At 66.0% G+C, this 13,361-nt stretch carries 11 protein-coding genes; 9 read left to right on the top strand and 2 right to left on the bottom strand.

Features of this window, described 5'->3' with window-relative positions; all coding sequences use genetic code 11:
- The first annotated feature begins 76 nt into the window (after window positions 1-76).
- Complete coding sequence (locus ACTJLD_RS23720) at window positions 77-526, top strand: lytic transglycosylase domain-containing protein (RefSeq protein ID WP_440659772.1); 450 nt, start codon at window positions 77-79, stop codon at window positions 524-526.
- A 159-nt stretch (window positions 527-685) separates the two neighbouring features.
- Window positions 686-1,999, top strand: coding sequence for a GTP-binding protein (locus tag ACTJLD_RS23715; protein ID WP_027788733.1), 1,314 nt, complete (start codon window positions 686-688; stop codon window positions 1,997-1,999).
- 118 nt (window positions 2,000-2,117) lie between these two features.
- Here ACTJLD_RS23715 and ACTJLD_RS23710 read toward each other — a convergent pair whose 3' ends face one another.
- Entirely contained in the window at window positions 2,118-2,396 is a 279-nt protein-coding gene (locus tag ACTJLD_RS23710; protein WP_006401505.1) for an HU family DNA-binding protein, read from the bottom strand.
- 388 nt (window positions 2,397-2,784) lie between these two features.
- Between ACTJLD_RS23710 and mnmC the strand changes: the two genes are divergently transcribed.
- The 7 genes from mnmC to ACTJLD_RS23675 all read left to right on the top strand — a co-directional run bounded on the left by mnmC (window position 2,785) and on the right by ACTJLD_RS23675 (window position 11,697).
- The gene (mnmC, locus tag ACTJLD_RS23705) at window positions 2,785-4,755 is read left to right on the top strand and encodes a bifunctional tRNA (5-methylaminomethyl-2-thiouridine)(34)-methyltransferase MnmD/FAD-dependent 5-carboxymethylaminomethyl-2-thiouridine(34) oxidoreductase MnmC (protein ID WP_440659771.1); all 1,971 of its coding nucleotides are present in this window, start codon (window positions 2,785-2,787) and stop codon (window positions 4,753-4,755) included.
- Window positions 4,756-5,426: 671 nt separating this feature from the next.
- Entirely contained in the window at window positions 5,427-6,641 is a 1,215-nt protein-coding gene (locus ACTJLD_RS23700; RefSeq protein ID WP_027788731.1) for a cation:proton antiporter, read from the top strand.
- A gap of 14 nt (window positions 6,642-6,655) precedes the next feature.
- A complete protein-coding gene (locus ACTJLD_RS23695; RefSeq protein ID WP_021160413.1) occupies window positions 6,656-7,771 on the top strand; it encodes a YbdK family carboxylate-amine ligase in 1,116 nt (371 codons plus the stop codon).
- A gap of 508 nt (window positions 7,772-8,279) precedes the next feature.
- Window positions 8,280-8,918 carry a MarR family winged helix-turn-helix transcriptional regulator gene (locus ACTJLD_RS23690; RefSeq protein WP_027788730.1) on the top strand — a complete coding sequence of 213 codons (639 nt, stop codon included), beginning with the start codon at window positions 8,280-8,282 and terminating at the stop codon, window positions 8,916-8,918.
- A gap of 28 nt (window positions 8,919-8,946) precedes the next feature.
- Window positions 8,947-9,657, top strand: a complete 711-nt coding sequence (locus tag ACTJLD_RS23685) for a glutamine amidotransferase (RefSeq protein WP_124544915.1) — start codon at window positions 8,947-8,949, stop codon at window positions 9,655-9,657.
- Between the two features lie 215 nt (window positions 9,658-9,872).
- Window positions 9,873-10,985, top strand: coding sequence for an NADH:flavin oxidoreductase/NADH oxidase (locus ACTJLD_RS23680; RefSeq protein ID WP_226255889.1), 1,113 nt, complete (start codon window positions 9,873-9,875; stop codon window positions 10,983-10,985).
- 178 nt (window positions 10,986-11,163) lie between these two features.
- Window positions 11,164-11,697: an SET domain-containing protein gene (locus ACTJLD_RS23675; RefSeq protein WP_027788727.1), complete on the top strand. Its 534-nt coding sequence runs from the start codon at window positions 11,164-11,166 to the stop codon at window positions 11,695-11,697.
- A 127-nt stretch (window positions 11,698-11,824) separates the two neighbouring features.
- Here the strand turns inward: ACTJLD_RS23675 and ACTJLD_RS23670 are convergent, their stop codons facing one another.
- Window positions 11,825-13,309, bottom strand: coding sequence for a sensor histidine kinase (locus tag ACTJLD_RS23670; protein ID WP_060349826.1), 1,485 nt, complete (start codon window positions 13,307-13,309; stop codon window positions 11,825-11,827).
- Between the last annotated feature and the right edge of the window lie 52 nt (window positions 13,310-13,361).

Below are 13,361 nucleotides of genomic sequence, written 5' to 3'. Positions count from 1 at the left end.
CGGCGCGTTTCTCATCGCACGAATAACAGGCACGGGTTTTCCCGACCTTCGCGCAATTTATTATCGATTCCGCACCATGAACAGACGGTTGGCCTCGATTGCGTTGATCGCCGCCGGCGCGTGTTTCGCCAGCGCGAACGCTCGCGCGGACTGTTTCGACGAGGCGGCAAAATATCAGCAGGTCAATCCGCTGATCCTGCGCGCGATCGCGTGGCAGGAGTCGCGCAACCGGCCCGGCGCGCTGAACAAGAACACGAACGGCTCGGTCGACTACGGCCTGATGCAGATCAATTCGATCCACCTGCCGACGCTGTCGCGCTACGGGATCGGCCGCGACACGCTGATGGAGCCGTGCAAGAACGTCTACATCGCCGCGTGGCATCTCAAGCAGAAGATGAACCGCTACGGCAACACGTGGCAGGCGGTCGGCGCCTATCATTCGGAAACACCGTCGCTGCGCGACAAGTACGCGCGGCAGATTGCCGCCATCCTGACGCAGTGGAAGCTGTTGCCGCCCGTGCAATGACGCTGCGGCCCGGCGCGGCCTGACGCCGTACCGGCCGGCCGGCGCGCGTTTGATGCACAATGCGGATCTCACGCCGCAATTTCGCCCGTCCGCGGGACGATCGCGCCCCGGAAGGGCGCCGCGGCCGCTTGTTCAATTTTTCCGTTGGTGCGTATCGCTATGAATCCGGCTATGAACCAGCCGTTGCCCGTCACCGTGCTGTCCGGTTTCCTCGGCGCCGGCAAGACCACGCTGCTCAACCATGTCCTCGCGAACCGCGCGGGCCTGAAAGTCGCCGTGATCGTCAACGATCTCGCTGCGGTCAACATCGACGCATCGCTCGTGCGTGACGCGCAGGCGCTGTCGCACGTCGAGGAACGCCTCGTCGAGATGTCGAACGGCTGCATCTGCTGCACGCTGCGCGACGACCTGCTCGTCGAGATCCGCAACCTCGCGTCCGAGGGCCGCTTCGACGCGATCATGATCGAATCGACCGGTATCGCGGAGCCGATGCCGATCGCCGAAACCTTCACGTTCGTCGACGACGACGGCACGTCGCTGTCCGCGATCGCGCGGCTCGACACGCTCGTCACCGTGGTCGACGCGTACAACTTCCTCCGCGACTACGGCTCGGACGACGCGCTCGCAACCCGCGGCATCGCCGCCTCGGAGGAGGACGACCGCACGCTCGTCGAGCTGCTGATCGAGCAGATCGAATTCTGCGACGTGCTGGTGATCAACAAGGCCGACCTCGTCGGCGCCGACGAACTCGCACGCCTGCAGCACATCCTCGCGCGCCTCAACCCGCGCGCGCACCAGGTCGTGTCGACGTTCGGCAACGTGCCGCTCGACGAAGTGCTGAACACGGGCCGTTTCGATTTCGACGAGGCCGCGAACGCGCCGGGCTGGCTCGCATCGCTCGATCACGATCACACGCATTGCGACGACCCGGACTGCCATGACGAACATCATGCGCACGTGCACGGCGAAGCCGACGAATTCGGCATCGGCAATTTTGTTTACCGCGCGCGCCGGCCGTTTCATCCGGCACGGCTCTGGGCGCTGCTGCACCAGGAGTGGCCGGGCGTGCTGCGCAGCAAGGGCTTCTTCTGGCTCGCGACGCGCAACGACATCGCGGGCTCGCTGTCGCAGGCGGGCGGCGTATGCCGCCATGGCCCGGCGGGTCTGTGGTGGGCGGCGCAGGATCGCGCGGAATGGCCGGACGACGACGAACTGCTCGCGGAAATCCGCGCCGAATGGCACGGCGATCTCGACGATCGCGCAGTGGGCGATCGCCGGCAGGAACTCGTGCTGATCGGCATCGCGCTCGACGCGGATGCGTGGCGCGAGAAACTCGATGCGTGCCTGCTGACCGATGCGGAATTCGCGCTCGGCGCGGCGGGATGGCACGCGTTCGACGATCCGTTCCCGGTGTGGGATATCGATTCGCACGACGACGACGATCACGGCGACACGCAGATCGTGCACGTGTAACGCGTTGTAAAAACAACCGTTAAATCTTGCAAGAGTGGCGCGGACTGTGGCGAAAATGCCGCGCGCGCCCAACAAAAAACCCGCCGAAAGGCGGGTTTTTCTTGGAACAGGCGCTGGATTAACGCTTGTTGACGGCGTCCTTGAACGCCTTGCCAGCCGTGAACTTGACCGTCTTGGCTGCCGGGATCTTGATGGTTTCGCCCGTCTTCGGGTTGCGGCCCGTACGTGCTGCGCGCTTGCCCGAACCGAAGCTGCCGAAGCCGATCAGCTGAACCGCATCACCCTTCGACACGGCCTTCTTGATGACTTCGAGCAGCGTGTCCAGCGTTTCGCCGGTTTGAGCCTTGCTGGCGCCCGTTTGGGCGGCGACGGCGTCGATCAGTTCCTGTTTGTTCATTAAGGTTCCTTTATCAGGTTAGGTTGACACGAACAGCGCGAACGCGCCGATTATACGTGCGCGAACCGTGCCGTCGAGAGTCAGACTCCGACGACACAGCGCCGAATCCTGGCCCGCGCGACGCGCCCTCCGGTATGCCGGCGGCCACCCCGCGGTACGGCGTTGCTATGATAGCGCAGCGCAAACCCAATAACGACAAGGGTTTCAAAGATTTTCATCGGTATTTCGCCGAATGAATCACGGACTGCCCATTTTTTGACCAGCGCCAACCGGACAGGATACGCAGCGCGGTCCGCCCGTACGCCGCCCCGTTGGCTTTTTCCAACGGCCGGACGGACGGCCCCGCGCAATCCCTTGCCAGGCTTGGCTGCCACGTTTTTTGTTTCGCATGACCGACCGACTTGTTCCCGCCACGTTCGCCATCCGCGACGACGGCACGCTCGTGTCGCCCGAGTTCGGCGACATCTATCACAACGTCGCGGGCGCGCTCGCGCAGGCGAACTACGTGTCCGTCGCGGGCAACCGGCTGCCGGCGCGCTGGCAAGGCCGCCGCACGTTCACGATCGTCGAGACGGGGTTCGGCACGGGCGCCAACTTCCTCGCGACCTGGGCCGCGTGGCGCGAGGATCCCGCACGCTGCGAGCGGCTGCATTTCGTGTCGGTCGAGAAGCACCCGTTCTCGCGCGACGACTTGCGCAAGGCGCTTTCCCATATCGTTGCGAACACAACCATGTCGGCCGAAGCCGCGATGCTTGCCGATGCGTGGCCGACGCTCGTGCCGGGTTTGCACCGGCTCGAATTCGACGACGGGCGGGTCGTGCTCACGCTTGCATTCGGCGACGCGCGCGAGATGCTGCCGAAACTCGTCGCACGTGCCGATGCGTTTTATCTGGACGGTTTCGCGCCGGCGAAAAACCCGGACATGTGGTCGGCCGACGTGTTCCGCGCCCTCGGACGCCTCGCTGCCGAAGGCGCGACCTTCGCGACGTATTCGAGTTCGGGCGTCGTGAAACAGGCGCTCACCGACGCGGGTTTCACGTATCGCAAGGTCGACGGGTTTGCCGGCAAGTTCGTGATGCTCGTCGGCGAATACGCGCCGCGCTGGCGCGCGCGCCGGCACGAGCCGCCGCTCGCATTGCCCGTTGCGGCACGCCGCGCGATCGTGATCGGCGCGGGCCTGGCGGGCTGCGCGGTCGTCGAACGTCTCGCCGCGCGCGGCTGGGAGGTCACGCTGATCGAACGGCACGAGCGGATCGCGAGCGAGGCGTCGGGCAATCCGGCCGGCGTGTTCCATCCGCTGATGACGCGCGACGACAACGTCGCGAGCCGGCTCACGCGCGGCGGCTTCCTGCACGCGATCGCGCGCTGGCGCGCACTCGAACGCGCGGGCCATGCATTCGCGCGCAGCACGCACGGGATGATTCATCTCGCCGAATCGGCCGACGACTTCGCGCGGATGCGTGATGCTTTCGATGCGTTCGGCGCACCGTCCGACTACGTATCGCTGCTCGACGCCGATGCCGCGCGCACCCATCTGAACCTGCCGGTCGCGCACGGCGGCCTGCTGTTTCCGCACGGCGGCGCCGTCTGGCCGGCCGGCCTTTGCGCGGCCCAGTGCGAGGCGGCCGGCGAGCGCGTGCGCTTGCTCGCGTCCACCGCCGTGGCACGACTCGAACGGCGGGGCGATGCTTGGCATGCGCTCGACGATGCGGGCGGCACACTGGCCGAAGCGCCCGTCGTCGTGCTCGCGAATGCCGGCGATGCCGCACGCCTCGCCGGGCTGCAGCACGTCGCGCTGCAACCGGTGCGTGGCCAGCTCACGTTGCTGCCCCCCGGCAGCACGGCACCGCTGCCGTGCCCGGCGATCGGCGACGGTTACGCGGTACCGCTCGACGACGGCACGCTGCTGATCGGCGCAACGTTCGAGCCCGACGACGTCGATCCCGCGATGCGCGCGGCCGGTCACGCCGAAAACCTCGAGCGCGTGCGCCGTCTGCTGCCGGGCCTGATCGGCGACGTGCCGGATCCCGGCACGCTGCGCGGCCGCGTTGCGTTCCGCTGGGTTGTCGGCGATCGACTGCCGCTCATCGGCCCGCTCGCGGACGAAGCGGGAGCCGTCGCCAAAGCACGCGCGCTGAGCGGCGCGCAGGCACGCGACCTGCCGCGCATGCCCGGACTCTACGGCGCATTCGGTTTCGGTTCGCGCGGCCTCGTATGGGCCGCACTCGGCGCCGAACTGATCGCATCGCAACTCGAAGGCGAGCCGTGGCCGCTCGAACGCGAACTCGCCGACGCCGTCGATCCCGCACGCTTCTTGATCCGCGCATTGCGCGCGCGCCGCGTCAGCCAGGCCGGCTGACCGGCCCCCGAGCCTGATCACAGTTTCCCGATTTTTTCGCGCAAGGTTATCCACTCGACGCTGTGGATAACTGCGCGGAATCCGCACGCACTTCATGTGCAATCACAGTGGACGTAAACTGGGCAACTCGGCACAGCTGTGAAACGGCCCGAAAGTTGCTCAATCGAAACTTCTGTGCACGAACAGCCTGTGCAACGGGTTATGGACTCTCCAACACCTTGATCCGTCGACGTAAACTGAAGTTATCCACAGAACTGTGCGCGCCTTGTTAACTTCTACTACGTATATATACAAGTAAACCTTTGAAACCAAAGACCTGGGGTGCCGCACAGCGCCGCGAGTCGAATCAATGGGTTCCAGACCGAAAAAGCTGTGGCACAATCGGTTTCCTTCGCGTTCATCCGGCCAGGCGCCGGACATGCTTCAATGGAACGGTCGGCACGATTTCGAATCTGAATCTTCGAGACTGCGCAGTCCGTTCACACACCAGGCCGACAATCCAGATCGGCAACCTGAGCGACTTTCCGCCCTGTGGCGGAGCAGGCGGATCCCATGTCCCGCCGTCGTCGACACAACAATCACATTCGGGGCGATACCCAGCCGGCGCGCATCCATTTCTGACGCTTGACCCTGTGTCGCTGGCGGTCGCTTCCAAAGGAGAAGTCACCACGATGAAGTCGGCGTTCTCATTCCTGCCCAACTGGCCGCTTACGCCTGATGCCGTGTTCTGGGCCGGGCTCGCGCTGTTCGCGGCCGGCCTGTGCGGCGAGCTGTGCTACCGCGCATGGCGGCTGCCGCGCATCACCGGTTATGCGGTAATCGGTCTCGTCGCCGGATCGTTCGGATTCGGCGTGATCGATGCAAGCACCGACGAAACCTCGCGGCTGCTGATCGACGTCGCGCTCGGCCTGCTGCTGTTCGAGCTCGGCAGCCGTCTCGACCTGCGCTGGATCCGGCGCAATCCGTGGCTCGTCGCGTCGAGCCTCGCCGAAGCCACGCTGACGTTCGTGCTGGTGCTGTTCGTGATGCTGGCGCTCGGCGTATCGGGGATGGTCGCGCTCGTGCTGTCGGCGATCGCGATCGCGACATCGCCATCGATGGTGATCCAGCTGAAGACCGAACTGCGCGCGGAAGGGCAGGTGTCGCAACGCCTCATCACGCTCACCGCGCTCAACAGCGTCTATGCGATCGTGCTGACCAAGCTCGTGACGAGCTGGCTCCACCAGGAAGCGTACGGCAACGTTTTCGCGACGATCCTGCAGCCGCTCTACCTGCTCGCTGGTTCGTTCATCGTCGCGTATCTCGTCGCGCGTTCGTGCAATTTCCTGTTCCGCCACATGACGTCGACGATGCGCGACGAGCATTCGTTCGTCGCGCTGTTCGGGCTCGTGATGCTCGCGATCGCGGTGGCCCAGGCACTGAAGCTGTCGACGCTGCTCACGCTGCTGCTCGCCGGCATCATCGTGAAGAACCTCGAGGCGCGCCCGCAGCTGTGGCCCGAGCATTTCGGCACGGCCGGCTGGCTGCTGACGGTGGTCCTGTTCGTGCTCACGCTCACGTCGTTCACATGGGGCGACATCGCGCTCGGCGGCTTGCTCGCGATCGTGCTGATCGTCACGCGGCTCGTCGCGAAGCTGGCCGGTGTCGTCGCGTTCGCGAAGCCGAGCGGCATCGGGATGAAGCAGGGCATCGCGCTCGGCATCGCGCTCACGCCGATGTCCGCGCTGTCGTACCTGCTCGTCGACGACACCTACCAGCTCTATCCGAATTTCGACCCGCACCTGCGCGCGATCGTGATGTGCACGATCGTGATCCTGCAGCTCGTCAGCCCGTTCATCGTCTACCGCTGCCTGTCGGCGGTCGGTGAGCGCAGCGACAGCAACTGATTCCGGAACCTGCCATGGCACTCGAAACCTTCGTCAATTCCGAGCCGTTCACGTTCGGCGTCGAACTGGAGATCCAGGTCGTCAACACGCACAACTACGACCTGACCAAAGCGGCATCCGACCTGATGCGCCTGATCCAGGGCGAGACCTTTCCGGGCAACATCACGCCGGAAATCACCGAGAGCATGATCGAGCTGTCGACCGGCATCTGCCATTCGCACGAGCAGGCGGTGAGCGAGCTGCACGCGATCCGCGACGTGCTCGTGAAGGCGGCCGACCAGCTCAACGTCGGGCTGGCCGGCGGCGGCACGCATGCGTTCCAGCAATGGAGCGACCGGCAGATCTACGATGCGCCGCGCTTCCAGTACATCTCCGAACTGTACGGTTACCTGGCCAAACAGTTCACCGTGTTCGGCCAGCACGTGCACATCGGCTGCCCCGATCCCGACAGTGCGCTGTTCCTGCTGCACTCGATGTCGCGCTTCATTCCGCATTTCATCGCGCTGTCCGCGTCGTCGCCGTTCGTGCAGAACGTCGACACCGGCTTCCATTCGGCCCGCCTGAATTCGGTGTTCGCGTTCCCGCTGTCGGGCCGCGCACCGTTCGTGCTGACCTGGGACAGCTTCGAGGAGTACTTCACGAAGATGGTGAACACGGGTGTCGTCAACTCGATGAAGGACTTCTACTGGGACATCCGCCCGAAACCCGGCTACGGGACGATCGAGGTGCGCGTGATGGACACGCCGCTGTCGGTCGACCGCGCGGCGGCGATCGCCTGCTACATCCAGACGCTCGCACGCTACCTGCTGACCGACCGGCCGCTGAAGCTGTCGGAGGACGACTACCTCGTCTACACGTTCAACCGTTTCGAGGCGTGCCGCTTCGGGCTCGAGGGCACCTGCGTGAATCCTCAGACGGGTGAGCGCCGTACCATCGCCGAGGACATCCTCGACACGCTCGACCGGATCGCGCCGCATGCGGCCGCGCTCGGTTCGCGCGCGGCGCTCGACGAGATCGGCGCACTGGCCCAGGCGCGCGTGAACGACGCCTCGTGGTTGAGAACCGTTTTCAAACAGGAAAAATCGCTCAACGAGACGGTCCGCCAGCAGTGCTTACGTTGGCGCGAATGAAAAAATGTTTTGCAGATTACGGGGTCGACCGAGTCGCGATTCACTGAATGGCTCGCGGCCTCGATTGACGCCGAAATCGTTGCCGGTTGTCCTGAAAATCTGTGGATAACCCGATATTCCACTGCAAAGTCAACGATCTGTGCGCGGGATAACCCGGTGGATCATTGCGGTCGGCCCGATGGCCGATCCGAACAGGAAAATGTCCCGACACCCCGCTGCGCGGGCGTTCGGCATTGCAGGCACAACGAAAAATTTTGGTTATCCAGTGATTTTCCACAGAATGAAGGGGATAACTTAGCTGTGCGATTTTCCGCTCTCGCTTAGAATGTCGGCTTTGCGGACACCGGAACGATGCGTGTCTTACCGGTCGCCGCGAACGCGACCGCCGCGTGTGCCCTCGCGACGGCCGTGCTGACGCACTCGCAAGAGCGTGTCTGTTTTGAGATAGACATTCGATCTCCACACTACGGCCGCTCGGCAAACCGGGCGGCGGCAAAGCGAAAAGACTATGAGCGAAGGCGTTTACGGGAATCAGGCTTCGGGACGTGTGACCCACAGCCTGCTGCGGTTGAGTACGGCCATGCGAAGCCAGGCATGGGATTGGGCGGAAGGCGCTGGCCTCACGCCGACGCAGGGCGAGATTCTCGTGCTGCTGCTGCAGCGCAAGGGCCCGATGCGGCTCGGCGAGATCGCGCGCGAGACGCAGCTGACCGCGGCGACCACGAGCGATGCGGTCAGCACGCTCGAGACGAAGGGGCTCGTCGAGAAGCGCCGCGCGCTGGACGACGGCCGCGCACTGGCCGTGCGCCTGTCGGCTCGTGGCCGCACGGCCGCGAAGAAGGCGCTGCAATGGCCTGAATTCCTGACGAAAGCCGTCGGCAAGCTCGGTGCGGACGAGCAGGGCGCACTGTATCGCGCGCTGCTGAAGACGCTGCGCGAACTGCAGGTGGCCGGTGCGACGCCGCCGCAGCGCATGTGCTTGACGTGCGCCCACTTCCAGCCGGGCAAGCTGTCGAAGAAGACCGTGCATCATTGCGCGGCGCTCGACATCTCGATGTCCGACAGCGATCTGCGTCTCGACTGCTCGGTGCAGGAAGAAGCCGACGCGGCGACGCAGAAGAAGACCTGGAAGATTTTCGCCGGCTGACGTCCGTCGATCGACCGGGAGGCCGATGATGAACGCTGAAGTCGTGGCGATCCGCCACGTGCACTTCGAGGATCTCGGGAGTTTCGAGCAGGTGCTCGGCGAACGGGGCCGGCGGGTGCGCTACGTCGACGTCGGGTCGTCGCGCTTCGAGGTGCTCGACGTACTCGAACCGTCGCTCATCGTCGTGCTCGGCGGGCCGCTCAGCGTGTACGACGACGCGCAGTATCCGACGATCGCGCCGCTCGCGGCGCTCGTGCGCACGCGCATCGACGCCGGGCTGCCGATCCTCGGCATCTGCCTCGGCGCGCAGTTCATCGCCCGGGCGCTCGGCGCGCGCGTCTACCCGGCCGCTCAGCACGAACTCGGCTGGACGCCGTTGACGCTCACCGATGCCGGCCGCGCATCGCCGCTGCGCCATCTCGATGGCGCGGCGACGTCGATGCTGCACTGGCATGGCGACACGTTCGACCTGCCGGGCGGTGCGATTCATCTCGCGTCGACACCCGCCTGCCGCCACCAGGCATTCGCGTGGGGCCAGCATGTGCTGGCGCTGCAATGCCATCCGGAAATCCGCACCGACCGCTTCGAACCGTGGCTGATCGCCAACGCCGGCGAAATCGCGGCCGCGCCCGGCATCGACGCGCGCCAGTTGCGCGCCGATACCGCGCAGCACGGCCCCGCGCTCGAGGCGGCCGCGCGACGGATGTTTGCGGAGTGGCTCGACGGCGTCGGACTCTGACGCGGCAAGCGGCACTGCCGTTTGCCGCGAAGCGGTTGCCCGGCCCGCATCCGTTGCAGGCCGGCGCATCGCCGTATGCGCGCTGTTTGCCGCGTCGCCCGCAACCCGCCGCGGGCCGTACCTGACCATCCGCTTACTGCCGCGTGCACCGTCAGCACGCTTGCGGCCTGCGTGCTACGCTCGTTCGCTCTTTCCTTTCCTGGCGAGCGGCCTCCATGACTGCGCTGTTTTCCCCGTTCACGCTGCGCGGCGTGACTCTTCCGAACCGGATCGTGATCTCCCCGATGTGCCAGTATTCGGCCGAGCGCGGTGAAGCGACCGACTGGCACATGATTCACCTCGGCCATCTCGCGCTGTCGGGCGCGGGGCTGCTCTGCATCGAGGCGACCGCGGTGGAACCCGACGGGCGCATCACGCAGGGCGACCTCGGCCTCTGGGACGACGTGACCGAAGCCGCGCTGAAGCCCGTGCTGACCGCGATCCGCAAGCATTCGCCGATCCGCGTCGCGATGCAGTTGTCGCATGCGGGGCGCAAGGCGTCGAGCAACGTGCCGTGGCAGGGCGGTCAGCTCGTGTCGGTCGCCGACGGCGGCTGGTTGCCGCATGCACCGTCGGCCGTGCCGCACAAGGACGGCGAGACGCCGCCCCTCGCCCTTGATGCCGCCGGCCTGAACCGGATCCGCGAAGCATTCGCGGCCTCGGCGAAGCGTGCCGCACGGCTCGGCATCGACGCGATCGAGGTGCATGCGGCACATGGCTACCTGCTGCACCAGTTCCTGTCGCCGCTCGCGAACCAGCGCACCGACGAATACGGCGGCTCGCTCGAAAACCGGATGCGCTTTCCGCTCGAGATCTTCGAGATCGTGCGCGCGGCGTTTCCGGAGGACCGGCCGGTCGGCGTGCGCGTGTCGGCCACCGACTGGGTCGAAGGCGGCTGGGAGCTCGACGATACGATCGCGTTCGCGCACGAACTGAAGCGCCGCGGCTGCGACTGGATCGACGTGTCGTCCGGCGGCGTGTCGCCGCTGCAGAAAATCCCGCTGTCGCCCGGCTACCAGGTGCCGTTCGCGCAGGCGGTGAAGCGCGCGGTCGGCATGCCGACGGTTGCCGTCGGGCTGATCAACGAACCCGCGCATGCGAACCGGCTGATCGAGGCCGGCGATGCCGATTTCGTCGCGATGGCGCGTGCGATGCTGTACGACCCGCGCTGGCCGTGGCACGCGGCGGCCGAGCTCGGTGCGCAGGTGACGGCGCCGCCGCAGTACTGGCGTTCGCAGCCGCGCGAGCACAAGGCGTTGTTCGGCGACGTTGCCTTCGGCCAGCGTTGAGCAATGCACGCGCAATATTGCGCGTGATGTTGAACGAAGCAATCGTGAACGTGTAGGATGCGGGTGATTCGCCGCATGTCCCGACGCGGCACCGACTGGTGCCGCGTTTTCGTTTTGCGCGACGCCAGGCCGCGATCGCGGCCGCCCCATTCAAGTCGTTTTCACAAGGATTCGTTCGATGAGTTCACGCAGGATCGCGGTGCGCCGCTCGGGAGTACACGGCAAGGGCGTGTTCGCCGTGGCGCCGATCAAGGCCGGCGAGCGCGTAGTGGAATACAAGGGCGAACGAATTTCGTGGAAGGAAGCGCTGCGTCGCCATCCGCACGACCCGAGCGAACCGAACCATACGTTCTACTTCGCACTGGACGAGGGCGGGGTGATCGACGGCAAGATCGACGGCAACAGCGCGCGCTGGATCAACCACTCGTGCGCACCGAACTGCGAAGCCGAGGAAGTCAAAGGCCGCGTGTACATCCACGCGCTGCGCGACATCGGGCCGGAAGAGGAACTGTTCTACGACTACGGCCTCGTGATCGATGCGAAGCTGACGAAGTCGCTCAAGCGCGAATACGCGTGCCATTGCGGCGCATCGTCGTGCCGCGGCACGCTGCTTGCGACGTCCGACGACGGCGGCAAGAAGAAGAAAAAGAAGAAGGACAAGAAGGACGGCAAGTCCGAGTCCCGTTCGAAGGACAAGAAAAACAGGAAGTGACGCAGGCGGCGGTGCATCGTGCGCTGCCGCTGCCGTTTCAGCGCCCGGCTGCTGCATCATGCGGCCGGGTTTTCCGCCTTCGTCATCCGGCGTGCGACCCGGCCAGGGGCCGCCCGCCGCGAATCGCTCAGTGCGTCGACGCGGTGGCCGGGGTTTCGCTGGCCGGCTTGTCCGTGCGTGCAGCCAGCGGCACCCTCACCACGAAGCGCGAGCCGCCTTCCGACGCATCCTCGTACGATACGGTGCCGCCGTGCATCGCGATGATGTCGTGCACGATCGCGAGGCCGAGCCCGGCGCCCGTCTCGACGCCGTTGCCGTTTTGCGCGTCGCCGCGGAAGAAGCGCTTGAACAGGTCGGCCTGCTGGTTGGCGGGCACGCCGGGGCCGTTGTCCTCGACGACGATCTCGGCGGCCGGCTGGCCGTCCTCGAGCGCGCCGCGCGCGACGTTCACCGTGATCCGCGCACCGTCCGGCCGCGCGAGCGGCACGTACTTCAGCGCATTGTCGAGCAGGTTCGCGATCACCTCGCGCAACAGCACGGGGTTGCCGCGCACGACCAGCTTCTCGTCGTCACCCGGATCGTCGGTGCGCTGGAAGCCGAGGTCGACGTGCGACGCGAGTGCGCGCGGCACCCATTCGGCACCCGTCTCGAATGCCATCGCCGCGAGGTCGACGTCGACGAACCGCGCGGCCTGCTCGCCCGGTTCCGCGCGCGCGAGCGACAGCAACTGGTTCGACAGTCGTACCGCGCGGTCGGCGGCCGCGCGCAGCTCGCGCACCGCGGCGAAGGTCTGGTGCGGGTCGCGTGCCACGGCCGCTTGCTCCGCGTGCAGCTTCACGGCCGTGAGCGGCGTGCGCAACTGGTGCGCGGCATCGGCGATGAACTTGCGCTGCGCGTCGAGCGCGGTTTTCAGGCGGCCGAGCAGGGCGTTCATCGCGCTCGTCAGCGGCCGGATTTCCAGCGGCACCTCGGTTTCGTCGACCGGTTCCAGCGACGTGTGGGTCTGCCGGTTCAGTGAATCGGCCAGATGCGTGAGCGGGCCGAGCTGCTGGTTGACGACGCGCCACACGATGCCCCAGCCCGCAAGCAGCAGCAGCAGCAGCGGCATCATGATCGCGACGAGGAATTCGGCCGCGATCCGGTAGCGGTGCCGCACCGGCTGCGCGACCTCGACGACCATCGGCTTGCCGCCTTCGACGTTGTCGACGCGCACCTGCGCGACCCGTACCGCGCGATTGTCGTATTCGGCCTCGAACACGTACGCGTGATGCATGCGGCGCACGTTGATGCCCCGCAGCGGCAGCTTCGGATCGCCGGCGAGTTCCTGTTCGCCGTCGCTGATCCGGTAGATCAGCGCTTCGGCGGGATCGGAGAACATCGCCTGCGCGAGCGGCGGCACCGTAAACGGCGCGTCGGGGCCGGCGATCTGGATCTGTTTGGAAATGGCGGTCGCGAGATCGGCGAGCGAGCGGTCGATCACGTGCTGCGTGTATTGCCACGCGAGCCAGTAGGCGATCAGGCCGCTCATCAGTGCGAGCATCGACAGCGGGGCGGCGAGGCGCCGAAGCAGCGAGCGGCGCAGGCTGGTGGTCACAGCCGGATCAGGTGACATTTCGACGGGCAAATGGATAAGCGCCGCTCACGGGGAGCGGCGCGGTCGTACG

Origin of the sequence: Burkholderia sp. 22088, assembly GCF_052045915.1 — a bacterium.
GTDB classification, from domain to species: domain Bacteria; phylum Pseudomonadota; class Gammaproteobacteria; order Burkholderiales; family Burkholderiaceae; genus Burkholderia; species Burkholderia cepacia.
The sequence above is the reverse complement of the archived record's forward strand: the minus strand, read 5'-3'. Positions and strand labels throughout refer to the sequence as shown.